At 32.8% G+C, this 22,662-nt stretch carries 21 protein-coding genes; 2 read left to right on the forward strand and 19 right to left on the reverse strand.

Translation table 11 applies throughout. The features are described from left to right. Positions 1 to 579 precede the first annotated feature (579 nt). The 6 genes from LQ694_RS06150 to LQ694_RS06175 form a co-directional block, all read right to left on the reverse strand. Positions 580 to 1,200, reverse strand: coding sequence for a class A sortase (locus LQ694_RS06150; protein ID WP_206166302.1), 621 nt, complete (start codon positions 1,198 to 1,200; stop codon positions 580 to 582). A 58-nt stretch (positions 1,201 to 1,258) separates the two neighbouring features. After that, positions 1,259 to 3,298: an ATP-dependent DNA helicase RecG gene (recG, locus tag LQ694_RS06155; protein ID WP_218696614.1), complete on the reverse strand. Its 2,040-nt coding sequence runs from the start codon at positions 3,296 to 3,298 to the stop codon at positions 1,259 to 1,261. Positions 3,299 to 3,441: 143 nt separating this feature from the next. Next, the gene (sdaAA, locus tag LQ694_RS06160) at positions 3,442 to 4,311 is read right to left on the reverse strand and encodes an L-serine ammonia-lyase, iron-sulfur-dependent, subunit alpha (protein WP_218696615.1); all 870 of its coding nucleotides are present in this window, start codon (positions 4,309 to 4,311) and stop codon (positions 3,442 to 3,444) included. Between the two features lie 13 nt (positions 4,312 to 4,324). Beyond that, positions 4,325 to 4,990, reverse strand: coding sequence for an L-serine ammonia-lyase, iron-sulfur-dependent subunit beta (sdaAB, locus tag LQ694_RS06165; protein WP_025904553.1), 666 nt, complete (start codon positions 4,988 to 4,990; stop codon positions 4,325 to 4,327). A gap of 127 nt (positions 4,991 to 5,117) precedes the next feature. Continuing rightward, the gene (gene fakA, locus LQ694_RS06170; RefSeq protein ID WP_218696616.1) at positions 5,118 to 6,764 is read right to left on the reverse strand and encodes a fatty acid kinase catalytic subunit FakA; all 1,647 of its coding nucleotides are present in this window, start codon (positions 6,762 to 6,764) and stop codon (positions 5,118 to 5,120) included. 15 nt (positions 6,765 to 6,779) lie between these two features. Beyond that, the gene (locus tag LQ694_RS06175) at positions 6,780 to 7,154 is read right to left on the reverse strand and encodes an Asp23/Gls24 family envelope stress response protein (protein WP_016911554.1); all 375 of its coding nucleotides are present in this window, start codon (positions 7,152 to 7,154) and stop codon (positions 6,780 to 6,782) included. A 310-nt stretch (positions 7,155 to 7,464) separates the two neighbouring features. On the opposite strand from LQ694_RS06175, the gene rpmB reads away from it, so the two are divergent. Then, positions 7,465 to 7,653 carry a 50S ribosomal protein L28 gene (rpmB, locus tag LQ694_RS06180; protein ID WP_017000124.1) on the forward strand — a complete coding sequence of 63 codons (189 nt, stop codon included), beginning with the start codon at positions 7,465 to 7,467 and terminating at the stop codon, positions 7,651 to 7,653. 54 nt (positions 7,654 to 7,707) lie between these two features. On the opposite strand, the gene LQ694_RS06185 is transcribed toward rpmB, so the two are convergent. The 13 genes from LQ694_RS06185 to def form a co-directional block, all read right to left on the reverse strand. Then, complete coding sequence (locus LQ694_RS06185; RefSeq protein ID WP_218696617.1) at positions 7,708 to 8,352, reverse strand: thiamine diphosphokinase; 645 nt, start codon at positions 8,350 to 8,352, stop codon at positions 7,708 to 7,710. Positions 8,353 to 8,354: 2 nt separating this feature from the next. Beyond that, entirely contained in the window at positions 8,355 to 9,002 is a 648-nt protein-coding gene (gene rpe, locus LQ694_RS06190) for a ribulose-phosphate 3-epimerase (RefSeq protein ID WP_231493039.1), read from the reverse strand. After that, positions 9,002 to 9,877, reverse strand: a complete 876-nt coding sequence (gene rsgA, locus LQ694_RS06195) for a ribosome small subunit-dependent GTPase A (RefSeq protein WP_218696619.1) — start codon at positions 9,875 to 9,877, stop codon at positions 9,002 to 9,004. The genes rpe and rsgA overlap by 1 nt, the downstream gene beginning before the upstream one ends. Before the next feature lie 59 nt (positions 9,878 to 9,936). Further along, positions 9,937 to 11,322, reverse strand: a complete 1,386-nt coding sequence (locus LQ694_RS06200) for a sensor histidine kinase (protein WP_218696620.1) — start codon at positions 11,320 to 11,322, stop codon at positions 9,937 to 9,939. After that, positions 11,312 to 11,992, reverse strand: a complete 681-nt coding sequence (locus LQ694_RS06205) for a response regulator transcription factor (protein ID WP_218696621.1) — start codon at positions 11,990 to 11,992, stop codon at positions 11,312 to 11,314. Before LQ694_RS06205 ends, LQ694_RS06200 begins: the two co-directional genes overlap by 11 nt. A gap of 255 nt (positions 11,993 to 12,247) precedes the next feature. Further along, positions 12,248 to 13,537, reverse strand: a complete 1,290-nt coding sequence (locus tag LQ694_RS06210) for a cytochrome P450 (RefSeq protein ID WP_058612520.1) — start codon at positions 13,535 to 13,537, stop codon at positions 12,248 to 12,250. 75 nt (positions 13,538 to 13,612) lie between these two features. After that, the gene (locus LQ694_RS06215; protein WP_096791334.1) at positions 13,613 to 14,809 is read right to left on the reverse strand and encodes a hypothetical protein; all 1,197 of its coding nucleotides are present in this window, start codon (positions 14,807 to 14,809) and stop codon (positions 13,613 to 13,615) included. Between the two features lie 130 nt (positions 14,810 to 14,939). Next, positions 14,940 to 16,940, reverse strand: coding sequence for a Stk1 family PASTA domain-containing Ser/Thr kinase (gene pknB, locus LQ694_RS06220; protein WP_196968199.1), 2,001 nt, complete (start codon positions 16,938 to 16,940; stop codon positions 14,940 to 14,942). After that, positions 16,937 to 17,683, reverse strand: a complete 747-nt coding sequence (locus tag LQ694_RS06225) for a Stp1/IreP family PP2C-type Ser/Thr phosphatase (protein WP_058612517.1) — start codon at positions 17,681 to 17,683, stop codon at positions 16,937 to 16,939. The genes pknB and LQ694_RS06225 overlap by 4 nt, the downstream gene beginning before the upstream one ends. A 3-nt stretch (positions 17,684 to 17,686) precedes the next feature. Then, positions 17,687 to 18,778, reverse strand: a complete 1,092-nt coding sequence (gene rlmN / locus LQ694_RS06230; RefSeq protein ID WP_049319422.1) for a dual-specificity RNA methyltransferase RlmN — start codon at positions 18,776 to 18,778, stop codon at positions 17,687 to 17,689. A gap of 1 nt (position 18,779) precedes the next feature. Next, a complete protein-coding gene (rsmB, locus tag LQ694_RS06235) occupies positions 18,780 to 20,090 on the reverse strand; it encodes a 16S rRNA (cytosine(967)-C(5))-methyltransferase RsmB (protein WP_218696623.1) in 1,311 nt (436 codons plus the stop codon). Then, positions 20,087 to 21,019, reverse strand: coding sequence for a methionyl-tRNA formyltransferase (fmt, locus tag LQ694_RS06240; protein ID WP_058612516.1), 933 nt, complete (start codon positions 21,017 to 21,019; stop codon positions 20,087 to 20,089). Before fmt ends, rsmB begins: the two co-directional genes overlap by 4 nt. Next, positions 21,012 to 21,500 (reverse strand): peptide deformylase, encoded by a 489-nt coding sequence (gene def / locus LQ694_RS06245; RefSeq protein WP_058612515.1) that lies wholly within the window; start codon positions 21,498 to 21,500, stop codon positions 21,012 to 21,014. The genes fmt and def overlap by 8 nt, the downstream gene beginning before the upstream one ends. Before the next feature lie 163 nt (positions 21,501 to 21,663). On the opposite strand from def, the gene LQ694_RS06250 reads away from it, so the two are divergent. Next, entirely contained in the window at positions 21,664 to 22,548 is an 885-nt protein-coding gene (locus LQ694_RS06250) for a nuclease-related domain-containing protein (protein WP_058612514.1), read from the forward strand. Positions 22,549 to 22,662 lie beyond the last annotated feature (114 nt).

The following is a 22,662-nucleotide window of genomic DNA, read 5'->3' on the forward strand; positions in this document are numbered from 1 at the left end:
CCTTACTTATACTAACACGGGTATAACAATATACTCAACAAATTATACAATAAAAAAAACGAAATTTACAAATTTGGTCATAAGACTTACATAATAAGATGTAAAGACTAGGTGGAATGAGTGAAATTGGGGAGATCGGGATTATTTAGGTGTTGGGGGTGATTAGACCTTGGATTCGAGGGGATTGGATTGGAGAAACTCATGGCTTAATGCAGTACTTAAGCCATGACTTGGGCAATCTCTTGGCTTTATTAAGAAGTTAAGCTACGACTTGGACGTTTTTTTATGTAATCAAAAATGTTCATTTCTAAATAATCATTTAATTTTTGATAAGATGTGAGTTTATTACTTCTTTAACATACATCTTTCCCAATCTTGTGAGTTTATTACTTCTTTAACTCACATGTTTCTCAATCTCGTGTGTTTATTCCAAATTTAACTCACATCTTTTCAAATATCTCGAATCCTCCACACCAAAATCTTGAATCCTCCCTCCGATCTCTCATACCCACTTCATCCAACTCATTTCTCCCAACAAAAAAAGAGCAAAATTTGAAATTTTGCTCTCCTCTATCATAGTTATGCTGCTTTTTCTTCTACTGCTGTAAATATCATGCGCTCTTCGAACAATAATGAATCTGGATTATAATTATCACATGTTATTAATGTTAATTGATTCGGTTTACCTTTATGTTCATCTAATACTTCCACTTGATTTGGTTTAACATTTTTAATGTTTTTAATTTTATATGTCTTTTTACCTTTTAATGTGATAAGTTCTACTTTATCACCAACTTTTGCGCGATCGAGATAGTTAAATCTTATTCCTGCGCCTTCTACACGATGTCCGGCGATTGCGACATTCTGCTCACTTAATTGTTCGTTCTCATCTACTAATGACAATCCGTTTTTTAAATTTTGTTCTGTTGCTGGTCCTTTAAAAATAGGCTCTGATATATCTGCTGCTGGTACTTTTAAATAACCAACCATATGCTCATTTACTTTTAAGTTATCTGTTTCTGTTTTAGTAATCCACGATTCTATTGGATTTATTTTAACGTTGTCATCATGATTTTCATACGACTCGATGACTTTATCATTAACACGGTCTGTAAAATACGTTCTAATATCATTCCAGAAGAAAATAGATATTGCCGTCATGATTAATAAGATACCTATAATTTTATATAACCATCTCATGTTTCTAACCTACTCTCAAAATATGGTAATTCAAATTTATACAATACCTGTACCAATGTCAATCAAAATTTTGTTCTGACATAGATTCTTGTACTAATAATCTCAATTTATCATATTCAGGTTTGAAAAATTCACCTGATTGAACTAATTCACTCGCTTCGTCTCTTGCGACTTCTAACATTCTATAATCCTCTACGATATTTGCAACTCTGAAATCAGGCAAACCACTTTGTTTAACACCAAAGAAGTCACCAGGTCCTCTCATTTCCAAATCTCGTTCTGATAAATAAAAGCCATCTGTAGATTCAGTCATGATGTGCATACGTTCTACACCACTCTCAGTTTTGGGTGATGCTACTAACGTACAGTAACTTTGATGATGACTTCTACCAACACGTCCTCTTAATTGGTGTAACGTAGATAAACCAAATCGGTCTGCATCATATATAATCATAAATGTTGCATTAGGAACGTTCACCCCAACTTCAACAACTGTTGTAGAAACTAATATCGCAATTTCATTATTACTAAATTTATTCATGATTTCGTCTTTTTCATCTGCATTCATTTTACCATGTACAAGTCCAACTTTATCCGCACCGAAACGTAACTGTAATTGCTCATAGATTGCGACCACATTTTGAACATCTAACGCTTCACTTTCTTCTATTAATGGACAAATGACATATGCTTGTCGACCTTTTGATATTTCACTGTTTAGTTGATTCAGTACATGATCAATTTCTTCATGTTTAGCCCATGAAGTCAAAATTTCTTTTCTACCTTTAGGCATTTGCTTAATCGAGGTTACATCCATTTCCCCGAACGCAGAGATAGACAGTGTTCTTGGTATTGGTGTTGCTGTCATAAACAAGACATTTGTATCTGCACCTTTTTCACGCAACTTCTTACGTTGATTTACACCAAATCGATGTTGTTCATCAATGATAACTAATCCAATATCATTGAATGCAACATCATCTTGTATAAGTGCATGCGTACCTACAATAACGTCAACTTCTCCAGCTTCTAACTGTTCAAGTAATAATTTTCTTTTTTTACCTTTAACTGAACTTGTTAATAAAGCGACATTTAATTGCCCATCAAACAACTCATCTAAACTGATTGCATGTTGTTCAGCTAATATAGCTGTCGGTACCATAAGTGCACTTTGCTTACCAGCATTGAACATTGCATAAATCGCAATAGCTGCAACAACCGTTTTACCCGAACCCACATCACCTTGTAATAATCGATGCATTTTAATAGGTGCTTTTAAATCTCTAAAAATTTCATTCACACTATTTTTCTGAGCATCTGTTAATTCAAATGGTAATGTTTCGATAAAAGATTTCACCGCATTAACATCATAATTTAAACCTTCTATTTTATTAGATTCTTTTTCTAATTTGCTTAACCATTTCATTTTTAACTGAAATAAGAATAATTCATTAAATGAAAATGTACGACGTGCTAATTTAAGGTGATTAAATTGAAGTGGTTTATGTAAAATTGGAATGACATCTTTTAATGGCATTAATTTGTACTTATCCATTAAATTTGGAGATAACCATTCATCAATTTCAACAAGTTGTAATGCTTGTTCAATATATTTATTAAGTTGCTTTTGTTTTAAGCCTTCTTTTAATCGATAAATAGGTGTTAACGCGTTTCCACCGTCTTCTTTTTCAGCCATTACTTTTTGACCAGCAATAATTTGTTTCTTTTGATCCCATTTACCTTTGATTGTAACTGTTTCACCCATAATGAGTCTTTTTTTCAAATATGGTTGATTAAAGAATGTGACTTTAACGGCAATTTGATCAATTAGCATGTGACACGCTAATTTAGATTTATTTCTACCAAAAAATGCAACAGTCGGACTAGAGTACACTTCTCCAGTAACAGTGACAACATCACCATCAGTTGCTTCATTTAAATTAATGACAGATTCATCTTCATAACGTGTTGGTAAATACAACACTAAATCTTCTAATGTATAGATATTTAATTCATTTAATAACTGTAAACTTTTTGGTCCAACACCTTTAAGTTCTTGCAAAGTTCGCTCTGTATATATCAGATGTTGCTTATTCATTTTTATCACCTATATTTATTAATACTCTAATTATAGAACAAATACATGATATAAACCAATCGAATTCACCGAAATGAGATTTATACAAAAATATAAAGGCTAGAACAATTAATCATGTCCCAGCCTTTATATTGATGTTTTAGTTAATTTCCAAATATCTCTTGTTTTAATCTTTCACCTGTTGGCGTACCTGCTAGACCACCACGACCTGTTTCACGTAGTGCTGAAGGCATTGTTTGGCCAATTTTATACATAGCTTCTATTACTTCATCAGTAGGAATTCTTGATTTCACGCCTGCTAATGCCATATCTGCTGAAATAATTGCATTTGACGCACCTGCAGCGTTTCTCTTAACACAAGGTACTTCTACTAAACCTGCAACTGGATCACAAACAAGTCCTAACATATTTTTTAAGCTAATTGCAAATGCTTCTGCAGATTGTTGAGGTGTACCGCCAGCCATTTCTACTGTTGCAGCAGCGCTCATCGCAGCAGCTGAACCAACTTCAGCTTGGCAACCACCAGCCGCACCTGATATAGATGCGTTATTCGCAACAACAAATCCAAATGCACCTGTTGTAAATAAGAAATGTAACATATCTTCTCTAGTTGGATTTAGTCTTTTTTTCAGCGCAAATAATACACCTGGCGCAACCCCTGCAGAACCAGCAGTCGGCGTTGCACATATTTTACCCATTGCTGCATTCACTTCGTTCGTCGCAACAGCTTTACTTACCGCATCAATCATTAAATCACCTGAAAGTGATTGACCACTTTCTAAATAATCTTGTAAAAGTACTGCATCCATTCCAGTTAAACCAGTTGTTGAAGTTACACCATTGATACCACGTTCAATGGCTTTTTCCATTGTATCTAAATTACGTTCCATATTTTGATAAACTTCTTCTTTAGAGAGTTTAGACACGCGCATTTCTTGTTCAATCATGACTTCATATATTTTTTTATTTTCTCTTTTACAAATTTCAATAAGTTCTTTTACACTTTGAAACATGATAACCCTCCTTTTATGATTCCCCCATTAATGTGACTGTTTGTACACCATCAATTTCTTTAATTTTATTTAAGACTTCTTGTGGAATATCATCATCTAATTCACACGTCATTAATGCAAGTTCACCTTTCTCTTTACGGGCCACTTGCATACTACCAACATTAATACGGTAATCACCAAAGACATTGGTCACTTTCCCGATCGTGCCAAAAGTATCTTTATGAAAAACAAGTAACGCAGGATAATTCCCACTAATGGCAATTTGGAATCCGTTGATCGCAACGATTTCAACTTTACCGCCACCAATAGAAATACCTTCAACTGAGATTTCCATTTCTTTATTTCTCATGTTGATAATTGCAGTGTTTGGATGTGATCGCTCTTCAAACATTTCGATAAAGTTTACATCAATCTGTTGTTGCTCAGCATCTTGAAGACTTGTTTTGATTCGATCATCGTCTGTATCATATCCTAAAATACCGCCAACTAATGCAACATCAGTACCATGGCCTTTATAAGTTTCCATAAAAGACCCATATAAATATATATCAATATGTTCAGGTTTACCATCAAATAAACCTCTAGCTATTAATCCAATTCTTACTGCACCAGCAGTATGTGATGAAGATGGCCCGACCATTACTGGACCAATAATGTCAAAGACACTTCTATATTTCATCAATAATCACTCGTTTCTCTTTTAATTTCACCATACCATTATAACAACTTTCGTTCGTTTTGTAAGCGTTTTACAACACAAAAGACAACAACGCTTTTGTTTAACATTGTTGTCTTTTATCTTGAGATTATTCTACTGAGAATAAGAATGAGTAAATTGGTTGGTCACCTTGATGTACTTCTACTTCTACTTCATCATAGTTCTCTTCAACATATGATACTAATTGATCGACTTCTTCATCAGTAGCGTCTTCACCTTTAATAATTGTTAAAATTTCACTATCTTCATCAATCATTTCATCGATAAGCTTTTTACTAGCTGTTAAGTGGTCAGCATCACTTACTTTAATGCTGCTTTCATGGATACCCATGAACTCACCTTTTTTAATTGTAATACCATCTATATTTGTATCTCTAACAGCATACGTTACTGAACCTGATTTTACAAAACGCATTGCGTCTTCCATATGCGCTTTATTTTCTTCAATAGATTGCTCTAAGTTAAGATTTAACATTGCTGAAAGACCTTGTGATACTGTTTTTGATGCTACAACAGCTACAGGTATATCAACTAAATGTTCAACTTGTTCAGCTGCCATAATAATATTTTTATTATTTGGTAAGATGATTGCATTTTTACAACCTGATTGTTTTACAACTTTTACAATATCTTCTGTTGAAGGATTCATTGTTTGACCACCACTGATGACATGTGTTGCACCAAGTGATTTAAATAATGTCGTAATTCCTTCACCCATTGAAATTGTAATAACTGCTGTGTCAATTGCTTCTTGTTCTTGTTTTATCTTTTTATCTGCGCTTTTACGAAGTACTTCTCTATGTTGTTCACGCATGTTTTCGATTTTAATTTTAATCAGTTCACCATATTGGCTTCCGTATGATAATACTTCACCTGGTGTTTCAGAATGAACATGTACTTTTACAATTTCATCGTCAGAGATTACAAGTAATGAATCACCGAATTGACTCATATCTTCTCTAAATTGTTCTTCATCGAATGCTTTTTTATCTTTTCCAAAGCGAACCATAATTTCTGTACAGTAGCCGTAGACGATATCTTCAGTATTCATGACACCACCGAAATCATGGTCATCATTGATAAATTCGTCTGTATCTACTTTTTCTTTAGCTGGTTGAATTTTTTCGCCTTTTAATGTTGCTAAGAAGCCTTCATAAACAAACATTAAACCTTGTCCACCACTATCCACTACACCTACTTCTTTAAGTACAGGTAGTTGGTTTGGTGTGTTTTCTAATGCTTTTTGACCTTCTTCAATTACAGCTTCCATAACTTTAATAACATCTTCAGTTGATTCAGCTGCTTTAACTGCCGCTTCTCCAGCTACTCTCGCAACTGTTAAAATCGTTCCTTCAACTGGTTTCATAACAGCTTTATATGCTGTATTTACACCTGATTGGAATGCTTTAGCGAATTGTTGAGCATCAATTTCTTGTTCATTCTCAATCGATTTTGAGAATCCTCTAAATAATTGAGATAAGATAACGCCTGAGTTACCTCTTGCTCCCATTAACAATCCTTTAGAAAATATTTTACCAACCTCACCGATATGTGCATTGCTATGAGATTTAACCTCTGCTGCACCTGATGACATTGATAAATTCATATTTGTTCCTGTATCCCCGTCTGGTACAGGAAACACATTTAAAGAATCTACAAAATCTGCATTGTTTGATAAACTATCTGATCCTTGTACGATCATATCAGCAAACAATTTGCCGTCAATCTTATTCATACTGTATTTGCCTCCCTATGCTTCCTCATCATCATTAATAACTCTAACACCTTGGATATATATGTTAACTGCGTTGACTTTTAAATTTAATGATTGTTCTAAAGTATATTTAACAGCAGATTGGACATTGTTTGCTATTTCTGAGATTTTCGTACCATAACTCACAATTATATACATATCTACATCAAGAACACCTTCATTTTGAGATACAATAACACCTTTGGCATAATTATCACGCCCAAGAATTTCTGCAATGCCATCTCTAACTTGATGTTTACTTGCCATACCAACGATACCATAACATTCTACGGCAGCTCCACCAGCAAGCGTTGCAATAACGTCATTTGAAATATCGATACTTCCATACTCATTTGTAATTTCTAAAGTCATGATTACGTCCCTCCTACACATTTAAATTTTTCGTTTTATTACCTACTTTTATATGTTCTGTTTAATTATACTTAATATCACATTCACATCGCAAGAATTCATCATTTTAATCACGTTTTTTATACAACGTTTTCACAAGATATTATTATAACAAATAAATTGAACTTTAAAATACTTTTTGCGAAATTTGTTATTATTTTTTCGCTAATTTGCAAAAAATCCGTTGAATAAATCATAAGTGCGTGTTATATTATTAAGGTGTGTAAACGTAAATAAATGTGTATTTATATTTCATTAAAGGAGGATATTTATGGCTAAAGAATGTTTCGTAACAGGTCGTAAAGCTAGAACTGGTAACCACCGTTCTCACGCATTAAATGCTAACAAACGTCGTTGGAACGCTAATTTACAAAAAGTTAGAATCTTAGTTGACGGTAAACCTAAACGTGTATGGGTTTCAGCTCGTGCGCTTAAATCAGGTAAAGTTACACGCGTTTAATGAATATAAGTCACATATAATAAAGAGAACCTTTGTGTGGAAGGTTCTCTTTTTTTATTTATCTTTACTTTGTACCATCAATATATTACCAAGTTCAACTGTCACTGATGGGTGTTCATGACCCGCTTTAAATTCATTACTAATGGTTAATGTTGAGCCTTGTGCTAATGTTGTAAATGGTAAATCATATTTAAATTCTTCTAATTTTATTCTAATATTCGTACTTAACGGAATAAACGACACATATTTCATGCCTTCTACTTGTGAAATCCGATGATTTCCTGCTTTTAATACTGTAATTTCATTCTGCACATCTACGAGCGTGATTTGAATATTATCTTCCAGAAATTCTGGTTTCGTTAATATTTGAACAGCACCCATAAAATGATCTAACCTACCACCAGTTGCCCCATATATTCTAATTTCTTCATATCCGAGTTCAACTGCTAAGTTAACCGCTAATGCAAGATCGGTATCATCCTTTTCTTTCTTAACCGGATCAATATCGATATGTTCAATGATTTGTTGATACTCTTCATCTGATACAGAATCAAAATCTCCTATAGCAGCAACAGGCTTAATATCATGTTTAATTAATTCAATTGTGCCTCTATCTACACCTATCCAATCAATGTACTTTTCATCTTGAAGTATATGTTCATTGATATGACGCATACTACATAATAGATTTACTTTCACGATTAATCACCCTTTAATTTGTGTACAGGTTCTTTGTAGTCTTCATGTTTGAAGTAATAAGATCCCGCAACTAATATGTCTGCTCCTTGTGCTTTACATAACGCACCAGTTTCTTCATTAACACCACCATCAACTTCAATTTCAAAGTTTAAGTTATGTTCATTTCTATATTCGTCTAACCAAGTAATTTTATTTAACGTAGATTCTATGAAGCTTTGACCACCAAATCCTGGATTCACAGTCATAATTAGAACGAAGTCCACGTCTCCTAAAATTTGCGATAATGATTCTACAGGCGTTCCAGGATTGATAACAACACCTGCTAATTTATCATGCGCTTTGATTTGTTGTATCGCTCTATGAATATGTGGTGTCGCCTCGAAATGAACAGATACCATGTCACTACCCGCTTCACAAAATGCATCAATCATTTGTTCTGGGTTCTCGATCATTAAATGTGTATCAATCGTCATATCTGTTACTTTTCTTAATGATTCTAAAATAGGTAATCCAATCGATATATTTGGTACAAACTGACCATCCATTACATCAAAATGTAAAATGTCTGCGCGAGATTCCTTAACGCGTGTTACTTCTTGTTTTAATTCTGCAAAATCACAAGCTAAAAGTGAAGGTGCTATTTTTACCATTAATATCTTACCTTTCTATTTTGAATTTCTTCGAATAATGTCAAATAGTGCTTATATCTCAACTGATAAAAATGATTATCTTGAATTAGTTCTTTAACTGCACATTTAGGTTCGTTAATGTGCGTACAATTTCTAAATTTACACTGTGATTTAATAGCTTCAAATTCTGGGAACAAATCTGCAAGTTCTTCCTTTTCAATGTGTGAAAAGTCTAATGCACTAAATCCTGGTGTGTCTGCTAAATAACCACCATCTAACTCATACAACTCAACATGTCTTGTCGTATGTTTACCACGATTAAGCGCTTTTGAGATTTTATTCGTTTCTAAATTCAAATCGTCGAACAATCTATTCATAATCGTGGATTTACCAACACCAGATTGTCCACTTAACACGATGATACCATCAATTAAAGGTTTAATCGCATTTGATACATCATCATCTTCACCTATAAATAATGTTTCATATCCAATTGAATGATATTGTGCTAATTTATCTTGAATTTGTTGAATTTCATCATCAGCAGCGAGATCTTTTTTAGTTACACATATTATTGGTGTAATATTGTATGAATGAACGACTACGAGAAATCTATCTAATAATTGTTGACTAAATGCTGGCTCAGATGCGCTCATCACGACGATAACTTTATGAATATTTGAAACAGGTGGTCTTAATAATAGATTCTCACGTTCATGAATATGTTGAATATAGCCACCCGTTTCATTTTCAACTTGAAAATCAACGATATCTCCAACAACTGGAGATGTCTTCTTCTTTCTGAATAATCCACGAGCTCTCGTTATATATATACCATCGTCAGCTTGTACTGAATAATCTCCACTTATTGATTTAATAATACGACCAGTTTTCAATATAACACCTACCTCATTTTATTTTTAATTATACCAAATCATATTGCTTAAATAATCAATTATTTATGTTGCTTAAACAAAATCGTTACTTCCGTCCCTTTATCGACTTCACTTTCGAAGAAGATTTGAGCATCATGATGTTCAACAATTGAATCAACAATCGATAACCCTAGACCGTTACTATCAACATGTACATTATGAGATTGGTCACCTTTATAAAATCGATCTTTAATATGTTTCAGCTGTTTCTCAGTCATACCATAACCTTCATCATTAATCGAAACTTGTACAAATTCATTTTGTTCTTTTAGATCAATTTGTATCATACTATGTTCTGGTGAGTATTTAATAGCATTGTTTAATATATTATAAAGTGCTTGATAAAGTAATTTATGATTACCTTTAATAGTTAAATCATCCATATCAAATAGAACTGAGATTTCATTGTCTTCTAATAAGAAATTCAGATTTTGAACGACTTCTTTAATGACTTTTTGAACATGTACTGTTTCATTAAATGATAAATGCTCACTATTATCTAACTCAGATAACAACAATAATTGTTTCGTTAAATTACTCAAACGATAAGCCCTAGCATATATATCTTCTATAATTTGTGTTCTTTTATTTTCATCTTGTTCATGTTCAAGTTCTCTTAATAAACTTAAAATAGATTGAAGCGGAGATTTAATTTCATGAGATACATTTTGAACAAAGGATTGTCTCATCATTTCTAGTTGTTTAAGTTCATCTCTCATCTTAATAAATCGATGTTGTAATATACCTATTTCATCGTCACGTGTTACTTTAATCGCGACATCAAAATCACCTTTACGTAATGATTCAGTTGTCTTCATAAGTCTTCTAATTGGGTTTGCTAATGAATAACTTGAGAAGAGAACGAGTACTAATGAAATTACGACAAGCAATACAAGCAATATCGCTAAAAATATTCTAAATTCGCCTAACATGGAACCCACACTAGGTCTCAAGAATAACGCATACTCAGCACCTTGATGTTGAATCTTTATTCCGACAGTGTTTCTCGTTTCATTATCAAAGAATCCTGTAATAAAAATATTAAACGGTCTATTTTTAATACCATGATACGTTTTACCGTCTAATACATCTTCAACAGCTTGGTTGTCTAAATTATATTTTCTGAAGTTATCACCATAATAAGTCGGTTTCAACTTATCATTATACAATACAGCTTGATAATGTAGCTCGCTTAAGTGATTTAAATAATTATCCAACGACATTTCATTATCATGATCAATATAATCTTGAACATCTTTTAAAGTATTAAACACTTTGTGGTCATTTTTTTCTTTTAAATCTATATGATAATAAATATTTGTAAGAATGAAACCTAAAATAGCACTTACGAGCATCACAACTATTGTATAAATCGTTATTCGTTGCGCTAAAGACTTAAACCTCATGTGCAAGCACCGCCTTGTAACCAACGCCTCTAACGGTTTTAATCAAGACATCGCTCTCTAACTTCTCTAATCGCTTTCTAATACGTTTAATGTGTACATCTAGCGTTCGTTCGTCTCCTTCGAAATCAATACCCCATACAACTTCAATAATTTTGTCTCGTTGCAATACTTTATCTTTGTTACGCATTAAATAATCTAGTAATGCAAATTCTTTCTTTGGTAAAAGCATTGTTTTCTGATTAATGGTTATTTCCATATCTACACTATTAATATGTGTATTACCTATTTGAAGTTCATTGGAAGAATTAATCTTAAATCTTCGTAGAACAGCTTTTATTCTAAATATTAACTCTTTAATTTCAAATGGTTTTGTTACATAATCATCTGTTCCAGCTAGAAATGCATTTTCTTTATCACTCAACTCATCTCTTGCAGTTAACATGATAACTGGAATATCAAAACTATCCTTAAGTATTTGACACAATTCAAAACCGTCCATACCAGGCATCATAATATCTACAACAGCAATATCAATATATTTATGTTCTACAACTTCTAAAGCTTCTTCACCGCTGAGACTTGTTATAACACTTATATGTTCATGTTCAATTTCTCGCTTCAAATCATTTAAGATAAATTTATCATCATCTACAACTAAACAAGTTACCATGTCATCACCTCTTTACCTATGATACCAAATATCTTTGAAAATTTTCATATATACATGAATTCAGGGGAGCGGGACAGAAATCTAATTTGTAAAAAAAGATTTCGTAGTCCCGCCCGAGCAAGGATGACTAGAGTTAAAAAAGCTTGGTACAAGTGCATTTCAATTCAGTCATCTACTGCCAAGATACTAAAAGAGACTGAGACATTAGATTATGTCCCAGCCTGAATAATATTATTATGATGAATCATTTAATGATTAAACTGATTCTACGTTACGGTTTACTAATGCATTAACATTTTCAATGATTGTACCACTTACGACACGACCTGGTAATTTATTTAAATTAACAGATAAATCTTGATCTTTTTTAACATCATATGAAATGTTTCTAGCGAAGTATTTCATAGATTCTTCCATGATGATAATTGTCATCCATTCACCTGCGCAACGGTGGTTTGTATAATAATCGCCACCACCTTGAGGAATTAAATCAAATGGACTTCCGTCCCAATCGCTGAAGCGGTTTGGATAGAATCTTTCTGGATTCTCCCATAAGCCGTCTCTATGCAATGTTCCGTAAATATCTAATACTAAGAAAGTATCTTTCTCAATCGTATAACCATCAAATTCGATATCTACTGCTGCTTTACCTGGTAAATAAGGTACGAATGGATAGAATCTTCTAACTTCTTGTACAAATTTATAAGCATAGTCATTTTCATTATTGAAGACTTTTTCTGCTTCTCCTGGATAATCATGTAATGCTTTCACACCGAAACTAATAAAACGGTTAATTGCGACTAGAGGACGCACAACGTTCATTAAATCGATCGCACACAATCTAGAATCCATTAAATTACCTTCAAAATCTTCCCAATGACTAAATTCATGTAATGCTGTACCTTGTGGAGGTGTTAATTTACCTTCACGTACTGCAATAATTTGATTTTCTAGGAATGTTTCCACTCTATCTCTTGCTTTTTTAGCTTCTCTATATCCTTTGAATGCAGTACCGATATTTTTAAATGAATCAATCATTGTATCCATATCTTGTGCGCAGCTTTCAATTTCTTCAGGAGAAGCGATAACGCCTGCCCATCTAAATCCAACTTTAGTCAATAAGATAATAGATTCTTTATAAACGTTAACTTCGTCCATTCTTTCCATACGTTCAGTATTCATGAACCAAGTACTACGTGTAAGTTCTCTCAAATATTCTAAGTTTTCTTCAGTCATTAATGACATAAATAGAGCTTTACGGTCTATGTGTTTTTTACCACCAGTAGTATGTATAGCGCCTTTACCGAATAAAGTATTAACAACACGTTTAGGTAACGTACCTTGTCTTTCAATTAAATCGTTATTATAAAAAAGCTCTGCTGCTTCTTTACCGCTAATTACAACTGTTCTTCTTCCGCCTAATGCTCTTAATTCAAAAATATTTGTATCAAATTTCTCTAGTCTATTTGGTACATATTTATAGCCTTCTTTCAAAACTTTAAATGTACTGTCTAGACCTCTATCTTTTGGTATTTGCTTACCCATAAAGTTAATGCCCCCTAGAATTTTTGTAAATTTCATATACTTACATATTATTTCATTTTCTGTGAAAATAATCAATCAACTACTATTATCAATTGAAAATTTTATATCTTTGTCAACTAATGCATGTCTTTTTGACCACTCAATTAGCGTATCTGGATAAACGACATCATCTTGAATCGATTGATTTAGATTTTCAACTGGAAAACTGAGTATAAATCGTTGATCAATAATTTCATCAACAATATTAAAAAATGCTAAATTTCCATTCGTTGGTCTTCCGACAAGATTGACTATTCCCGATTTTGCTACTTTATAAACGAGCCATTCAGCTGCATAAGATGTATCTTTATCAATCAAGATCATAATTTCTTCAAATCGACTTAATCCGATAAAATCAATTTTATCATCATCAAAGAATTTCCAATCACCAACAGGTTGATCTAAAATATTTTGATAAAAAGCTTGTTCATTCATTTCACTGCATGCTTTATACAAACGTTCTAATTTTTGCTTAAATAATGACTTATGACGCTCTCGCTCAACCTTTACATATGTATCTCTCGTTAATATTGTTTCTTGATTACCAATCTCGTAAAAATAAGGGATAAGAAACTCTGCAATACTCAAATTTTTAAATTGTGCATTTCTAAAATCAAAAATGACTTTTTTAGATGATTCTTGAATTTTGGATAATTTGTATAACGCTTCAACAGCTTGTTCAAAACGAATATCACCGTTAAATTCTAATATTGGTACATCATCCTTAACCGTCACATCAATCGTATGTTCTGTACTCACCGGATAATGTCTCAATTCAAAGTGATAAGTTTGATTCGCTCTTTTTACTTCTACTTCATTTTGGAAAGTTAAAATATGTCCCCATTCTTCTCTATGGTATGGTTCATCTTTTAATAAACGATGATATCTCATTCTACAATATTCAATAGAATCCCCTGATAACTGTGTAATTTCATCACCAACAACAAAGCGTATATCATCCAGCACTTTCGTAACAACTAAAGCATCTTTAGTAGATCTTACCTTAATTCCAACTTGTTTGTCAGGAATTTTCAATGCCTTAATAGATGTACTCAACAAGCCTATATCATAAAAGAAATTATTCATAACTTCTATAAAGACTTGATCAGACAGATGAGATGAGGTCACAATATTTTTATACTCTTCATAAATAGCGTGATTTTGATTAGCATCTACAATAGCATGTTCTGTTTGACGATATACATATTCATATAAAGACACATAAGGAAGCATATTTTTCACCCCAGACTCATTTTCTAAATTTTACTAAGAACTAAACATTAAATCAATAGTGTATAAAAATAGAGACTGAAACACTGTTTAATGTTTCAGTCCCTCAAATAGCTATATACTTTTCATATATTTAGAAATCATCGTAATCAATTGTGTTACTTTCAACCTCTTTACCATCTACTTCAACGCGATATTCAGCTGATTCGCCTTTTGGAATCGTGAAATTAATGCTTCTTGTTGTATCTTTTTTAATCGTAAAGGAATCTGCAACTTTTTTGATATCATTTGATTTATCTTTAACAAAGATCTCTACTTTCTGACCTTTTTTACTATCAGAACCTGTAAATGGTATATAAACGGATTGTGTATATGTTTTATCTCTTGCGTTATCATCACTGTCATCTTTTTTATCTTTATCATCTGATTTATCTGAGTTATCTGAGTTAGAGTCTTTATCTTCACCTTTAGATACATCAAAATAAATCGTTGATTCGACTGGCAATTGTCCATCTTTAAATGATTGTTTAACGATTGTATCTGCTGGTTCATCACTTTCAACTTCAGATTGTTCTACTTTAAATCCAAGCGCTTCAAGTTCAGAAGTTGCTTTACTGATTTCTTCACCTGTATAATCTTTAACGTATTCTTGTTTTACGCCGATTGATTTTGTCAAAATAATCATCGTATCTTTAGGTACAACTTTAGAACCTGGTTCGATATTTTGATTAATCACTGTGCCATTCTCCGCTTTATCATACTGTTCTTTTATACGGACAGATTCAAAGCCTTGTTTTTCTAATTGCTTTTTCGTTTTGTCTGCTGATTTTCCAACATAATCTTCTACGGTAAACGTCTTAACACCTTGAGATATCACTAAATCAACTTTAGTCATTTCTTTAACTTTACTACCAACTTTAGGTGTTACTTTCATAACTTCACCTTCTTTAAAGCTATTACTATAGGCTTCTGTTATTTTACCTTTACTTAAACCTTTTTCATCTATTAAAGCTAAGGCTTCACCACGTGATTTACCTAATAAGTTAGGCACATCTACGTATTTAGGTGCCGTTAAGGCAAAACCGATTGCACCTACTAACATACATAATAGTAAAATGGGTACAAAAACGATTAACCATTTATTACGCTTGCGTTTAGGTTTATTTGTTTCCATATTTTGTTGTTGTGCATTAGCATTTTGTTGCGTCGTTGCAATTGGAACAGTCTTTGTATCACTTTCTTCTTCATCAGCTTTTATAACGGGCATTGTTTTAGTATCTGAATCAGAATCATACCTAGGTAATTCATCTTTACGTTCATCATCCAATGCTGTTAAAAGGTCATAATACATTTCATTTGTATCACGGTACCTTTGTGACTTTTCTTTACGCGTTGCTTTCATAATGACATTTTCTATACTTTGAGGTATAGATGGTCGTTCTTTTCTAATAGATGGCAACTCTTCTTGAATATGTTTAATGGCAACACTCACAGGCGTTTCCCCATTAAATGGTGGGTGTCCTGTTAATAATTCATACAATACAATACCAATAGAATAAATATCTGATGATTCATCTGTTGATTGACCTTTAGCTTGTTCAGGCGATAAATATTGAACAGATCCCATAACATGATTCGTTTCTGTTAGAGCTGTTTCACTTAATGCCCTTGCGATACCAAAGTCTAATATTTTTAACGTCCCATTTTTAGTCATGAGAATATTTTGCGGTTTAATATCTCGATGAATAATTCGATGATGGTGTGCATGTGCAATACCTTTTAAGATTTGAAGAGTCATTTCAACCGCTTCATCTGCAGATAACTTACCTTCTTTACATAGATATTCCTTTAATGTTGGGCCTTCTATATATTCCATAACAAGGTAATAACAATTATCATCTTCTTCTACATCAAGTACATTCACAACGTTACTATGACTTAAAATCGTCGTATTTTGAACTTCTCGTTCGAAACGTTCAACTGCTTTTTCTTTTTCATAAGGCGGTATGTTGATTACTTTCACTGCTACATCACGGTTCAAGATCTTATCTTTCGCTAAATAGACGTTACTCATACCACCGCCACCAAGATACTTCACAAATTCATAGCGACCGGCGATTATGCGACCTATCATATTTTTCCACCTTCAAATGGATATAATATTAACGAGATATTATCTTTACCTTCGACTTCAATTGTTTCTTCGATAAGTGTTTCTCCAATATCATCAACCGTACCTTTATGAGACATCACAATTTGTTGAACGTCACCTTCATGTAAATAATCTGTTAAACCATCTGAATTTAAAAGCAAATAATCATAAAATTTTGTATTGTAGTAAAAAATATCTGGGTTAACGCGTTTATCTGTTCCCATAACTTTTGTAATAATGTTTCTTTGAGGATGCGTGAAAGCCTCCTCTTTCGTAATTTCTCCAATCGTAACAAGATGATTAACAAATGTATGATCATTTGTTAATTGCATCATTTCACGACTGTTCATCAAATAAGCACGTGAATCACCTATATTAGCTACAACGATATCTTTTTCATAGACTAGAGCACAAACACAAGTTGTACCCATGCCTCTATACATCTCATTGTTCATAGACTCGTTATATAATTGTCTGTTTATATCAGCTAAGTTAGATTGCAACCAATCTTCAGCATGATCATATTCAATATAATTTTCATCTTCGAATCTATCTTTAAGTGAATCATTCACAAATTGACTTGCAACTTCACCAGCAGCATGTCCACCCATACCATCACAAATCACTAATAAAACTTGACCTGTTTGATTTGTATAGATACCACCTGCATCTTCATTTTGTTCTCGAAATTGACCGACATCTGTAAAAAACCGTGCTTCCATGATTTGTTACCTCGTTTCTTCTTTTCGCTCTTTTGCTCTTAGTTGTCCACATGCAGCATCAATATCTGCACCTTGATTACGTCTTATTGTAGCATTTATCCCGTTTCTTTTTAATTCTTTTTCAAATTTAAAGATATCTTCTTTTGATGTTTTTACATAATCACGTTCTGGTACGTGGTTAACTGGAATTAAGTTCACGTGACAGTTTAAATGTTTAATTAATTTTGCCAATGCTTTTGCATGATGAACTTGGTCATTCACGCCTCCGAATAAACCATATTCAAATGTGATTCTTCTATTCGTTTTATTGACATAGTATTCAATAGCTTCCATTAATTTATCTAAATCATAAGCTCTGTTTATAGGCATCAATCTTGAACGTGTTTCATTATCAGCTGCATGTAAACTTAATGCAAAGTTTATTTGTAGGGATTCATCAGCAAAATCGTAAATTTTAGGGATGATACCTGATGTAGAAACTGTAATATGACGTGCACCGATGTTTAAACCTTTATCATGATTAATGATTTTTAAGAATCCCATCATTTCATCATAGTTCTCAAATGGTTCACCAATACCCATAATAACGACTTGACTGACACGCTCATCCGTAGCATCTAAAGCTTTTTGAACTGTTAATACTTGTGCAACAATTTCACCCGCTTCAAGGTTACGTTTCAAACCACCGATTGATGAGGCACAGAACGTACAACCTATACGACAACCTACTTGAGTTGTCACACAAACTGAATTCCCATATTCATGTCTCATTAATACTGTTTCAATCGTGTATCCATCTTGTAATTCAAAAAGAAACTTGATTGTTCCATCTTTACTTTCTTGTTTAACAGCTACTTCTAACGTTGTAATTTCAAATGATTGTACAAGTTTTTCTCTCAATTCTTTTGAAAGATTTGTCATTTCGCTAAAAGCGTCTACTCTTTTAACATATAACCAATCAAAAATTTGTTTAGCTCTAAACTTTGGTTCTGATTGATCGATCAACCAATCTTCTAATTCTCCTAATTGTAATGAATATATTGAAGGTCTTTCGAAGTTTGGCATAAATTTATTGCGTTTTTTCTGTATCGCTGGCATATTAACTTTCCTTTCTCTTAATTTTAGTAATAAAGAAACCATCTGAATTATAATCTTGAGGTAGTAGCTGTAATGTTTTAGTTTCTTGATTTGTTCTTGGATCTATAAATGGCGCGAATTCAAATTCTGGATTTGCTTTTAAGAATGAATAAACAACATTTTCATTTTCCATTTGTTCGATTGTACAAGTTGAGTACACAAGTTCTCCATTAGGTGCGAGAGATTTACTCGCATTTTCAAGGATTTCTAATTGTAAGTGCCATAATGATTCAACATCCTTTGACGTCTTGTCATACTTAATTTCAGGCTTTCTTCTCATGACACCAAATCCACTACACGGTGCATCTACAAGGATGTAGTCATATGTTTGATCAAAAGGCTGAGTGGCATCATGTACAGCTGCTGTTACATTTTTAAGTCTTAATTTTTTGATATTAAAATCAATTAAATCTATTTTATGTGGGTAAATGTCAAATGCATCAACATGACCAGTTTGATTCATGATTTCAGCGATATGACAAGTCTTACCACCTGGTGCACTACATGTATCTAACACTGTACTATTCGGTTTCGGATTCAAAATTTCTGCTACAAACATTGAACTCTTATCTTGTACAGATAATAAACCATCTTTAAATAATCTATCATTTACAATAGCTTCACCTTTAACATGTAAACATCTTTCTATGTCTTTATCTATTTCGACAGTATAACCATTACTTTGTAATCTTTCAACTGCATCTTCAACAGATATGCGTGTTGTATTCACTCTTACTGTTGTATCTGGCGGTGTTAAACTGAGTAAACACATTTCTCTCGTCTTTTCATATCCAAAATGTGTAATCCAATGTTTTGTTAACCATAAAGGTACACTACCTTCAATTGAAAGTTTCTTATCATCATGTTTGATTTCATCTAATGTTCTTAATGGTGTAGACATGAAATTTCTAAGAATCGCATTGATTGCTTTACTATTGTGTAAATCACCGCGTACTTTAGCAATATTAACAGCTTCATTGATAATCGCGTGATTTGGAACTTTATCTAAATATACATATTGATATGCACTCATGATTAATAGACGTTTCATCCAACCTTTTAACTTCGTCTTAATAAAAGGCTCAATTAAATATTCTAAAGTGATTTTTCTTTGTAAAGTACCATATACAAGTTCCGTTAATAATCCAACATCTTTTTTAGATACGGCTTCGTTTTTTATCGCTTCATTAAGTTGTAGATTACTATATGCTTCACCTGTCAGTACATCATCTAGAATCGTTAATGCAACGTTTCTTACATTGTTTTTCATCATATTAATTTAGTCCCATCAATTTTTGATTGTAATCCGCTTAAATAATCTCGTGTTTGCACACGTTTTTTACCTGCTAATTGTATTTCAGTTAAAGCAACACCATCTTCACTACCTGTTGCTACTATAATAGCTGATTTAGTTGTTTCAACAATTTCTCCTGGATTACCTTTAACATTTCTTACAATTTCACTGCGCCACAATTTCATATTTTTATCATTCATCGTTGTATAAGCAACTGGCCAAGGTGATAGCCCTCTAATATGGTTATGAATTGATTCAGCATCTTGTGTCCAATCAATTCTTTCATCTTCTCTTGAAATATTAGAAGCGAAACTTACTAGAGATTCATCTTGAGGAATGCTATCATTTGTTCCATTAAAAATAGTAGGTAAAGTTCGTTTCAATAATGCTGTACCGAGTACTGCTAGTTGATCATGAACATCTCCTACTGTGTCGTTCTCTTTAATGTCGATTTCATCTTGGCTAATAATATTACCTGCATCTAATTTTTCTGCCATATACATAATTGTTACGCCAGTCTTCTTCTCACCATTCATAACTGCATAATGAATCGGAGCACCACCGCGATATTTAGGTAGCAATGAAGCATGTACATTGACTGCTTTATATTTTGGCGCATCTAACAATGATTTTGGTAATAGCTGTCCAAATGCTGCAGTTACGATTAAATCAGGTTGTAAATTAATAATTTCTTCTAATTCTGGTGAATGATTTAATTTTTCTGGTTGATATACTGGAATATTGTGTTTGACTGCTACTTTTTTAACTGGAGGTGGTGTCAGTACTTTTTTTCTACCTACTGGACGATCAGGTTGAGTAACAACTGCAATCACTTCATGTTCTTCGATTAGCATTTCCAGAATGCCTGTAGAAAAATCTGGTGTACCCATAAATACAATTTTACTCATCCTTATACATCTCCTCTAGTTCTTCTTCGCTAATTTCTCTAGTCATCTTATCCGTGAATAACTCACCATATAAATGATCCACTTCATGTAAAATAATGCGTGCAATATCATCATAAGCTGTTAGTTCAACTTCATTACCATTTAAATCATTACTTTTCACAACAATCATCTTACTTCTGTTCACTTCTCCAAAGACACCTGGTACACTGAGACAACCTTCTACATCAGCTTCAGTTTCTTCAGATTGAGAAACAATCGTTGGATTGATCAGCTGCAAAATACCTTCTTGCTCCATATCAACAATCGCAACTTTAAGATCAACGCCAATTTGAGGTGCAGCTATACCCACCCCATCATTTTCAAACATTGTATCCTCTAAATCAGCAATTAATGCTTTTATAGACTCATCAAAAGTCACAACATCTTTAACTTCTCTATTTAACATTGGATTTGGTACCGTAACAAGTGGTTTTACAGCCATATTTATCGCTCCTTTTTAAAAACTCATCGTATAATTATAACGTAAATCAATATAAAAAGCGACAGAGAAAATTAATCTACAGTCGCTTACATTGATTTGATAGAAATTTTTGAGTAATCGAAGTAAAATTGAATTACTAATAAATAACAGAAAGGAGTCCTTTATGAACGCATCCGATTACTATCAATATTTACTCGCACTTGAATCACGGAAGATTTTATCGAAAGAAGAGAGGAATAATCTTCTAACTTGTTACAACGGTAAAGAAGGAGAACGCTATTTCAAATCGTTTTTAAACACGATACCTAACATCAGCTATATTTACGACTTCGAATTCGGCGATCAACATCATATCCAAATTGATTATGTAGTCGCAACAGATAATACACTTTTCTTATTTGAAATTAAACATTATAGAGACGAGTGGCATTTCGAACAAGATTACTTAAAAAGTAGTTACGGATTAACTACGAAATCCCCCATTAAACAAACCAAATTTATGAAATCCGAATTAGAAAAATTACTGTATCAAAATGGTATACATACAGATATTCAGTCTTATATCATTTTTACGAATCCTCATTTTATACCCGTTGGAAACTGGCCACATAATCAGAATATCATCTACTTCAATCAATTGAATCAAATCAAAGAAATTTTACAATCTCCTTCATCAAACTTTAACCCCGCACTATTAAACTTTTTATTACAACACAAGAAAATTCACTCCACTTATTATCAAAAAGAAATCACACCATACTTCGATCTCAGTTTAGCAGGTATAAAATGCCCGAGTTGCAGAAAAATGCACACTATCAATATAGTAGAAAGTAAAATCTACTATTACTGCACGTATTGTCACTCTAAAATTAAATCCGAAGAAATCATTCTGTACAATTTGAAAGAACTCTATTATTTAAAAAGAGACGGCTTTACATTTGAAGAAGCCATCCAGTGGTGTTATCCGGTTAGGTCACACACTATAAAAAGAGTTTGTAATAATCATTTTAAGTCTGAGAAACTTCGTAATAAAAAATTCTATTTATAACGCGGGCTTATGAACACTTCTTGCCAAACTTGTTCATAATGGAGGTCTTGTGAACACTTCTCGTCAAACTTATTCATAACGATGGCCTTGTGAACACTTCTCGTCAAACTTGTT

The sequence above is a fragment of the Mammaliicoccus sp. P-M58 genome, from assembly GCF_022386165.1.
Lineage (GTDB): Bacteria > Bacillota > Bacilli > Staphylococcales > Staphylococcaceae > Mammaliicoccus > Mammaliicoccus sciuri.

Coding starts and splice junctions, on each gene's coding strand:
- LQ694_RS06205 (WP_218696621.1), bottom strand. CDS start 11,992: ATGGTAACTTGTTTAGTTGTAGATGATGATAAATTTATCTTAAATGAT.
- recG (WP_218696614.1), bottom strand. CDS start 3,298: ATGAATAAGCAACATCTGATATATACAGAGCGAACTTTGCAAGAACTT.
- sdaAA (WP_218696615.1), bottom strand. CDS start 4,311: ATGTTTCAAAGTGTAAAAGAACTTATTGAAATTTGTAAAAGAGAAAAT.
- fakA (WP_218696616.1), bottom strand. CDS start 6,764: ATGAATAAGATTGACGGCAAATTGTTTGCTGATATGATCGTACAAGGA.
- LQ694_RS06210 (WP_058612520.1), bottom strand. CDS start 13,537: ATGGGTAAGCAAATACCAAAAGATAGAGGTCTAGACAGTACATTTAAA.
- sdaAB (WP_025904553.1), bottom strand. CDS start 4,990: ATGAAATATAGAAGTGTCTTTGACATTATTGGTCCAGTAATGGTCGGG.
- rpe (WP_231493039.1), bottom strand. CDS start 9,002: ATGGTAAAAATAGCACCTTCACTTTTAGCTTGTGATTTTGCAGAATTA.
- pknB (WP_196968199.1), bottom strand. CDS start 16,940: ATGATAGGTCGCATAATCGCCGGTCGCTATGAATTTGTGAAGTATCTT.
- LQ694_RS06200 (WP_218696620.1), bottom strand. CDS start 11,322: ATGAGGTTTAAGTCTTTAGCGCAACGAATAACGATTTATACAATAGTT.
- fmt (WP_058612516.1), bottom strand. CDS start 21,019: ATGAGTAAAATTGTATTTATGGGTACACCAGATTTTTCTACAGGCATT.
- LQ694_RS06250 (WP_058612514.1), top strand. CDS start 21,664: ATGAACGCATCCGATTACTATCAATATTTACTCGCACTTGAATCACGG.
- rlmN (WP_049319422.1), bottom strand. CDS start 18,778: ATGCCAGCGATACAGAAAAAACGCAATAAATTTATGCCAAACTTCGAA.
- LQ694_RS06175 (WP_016911554.1), bottom strand. CDS start 7,154: ATGACTTTAGAAATTACAAATGAGTATGGAAGTATCGATATTTCAAAT.
- def (WP_058612515.1), bottom strand. CDS start 21,500: ATGGCTGTAAAACCACTTGTTACGGTACCAAATCCAATGTTAAATAGA.
- rsmB (WP_218696623.1), bottom strand. CDS start 20,090: ATGATGAAAAACAATGTAAGAAACGTTGCATTAACGATTCTAGATGAT.
- rpmB (WP_017000124.1), top strand. CDS start 7,465: ATGGCTAAAGAATGTTTCGTAACAGGTCGTAAAGCTAGAACTGGTAAC.
- LQ694_RS06215 (WP_096791334.1), bottom strand. CDS start 14,809: ATGCTTCCTTATGTGTCTTTATATGAATATGTATATCGTCAAACAGAA.
- LQ694_RS06150 (WP_206166302.1), bottom strand. CDS start 1,200: ATGAGATGGTTATATAAAATTATAGGTATCTTATTAATCATGACGGCA.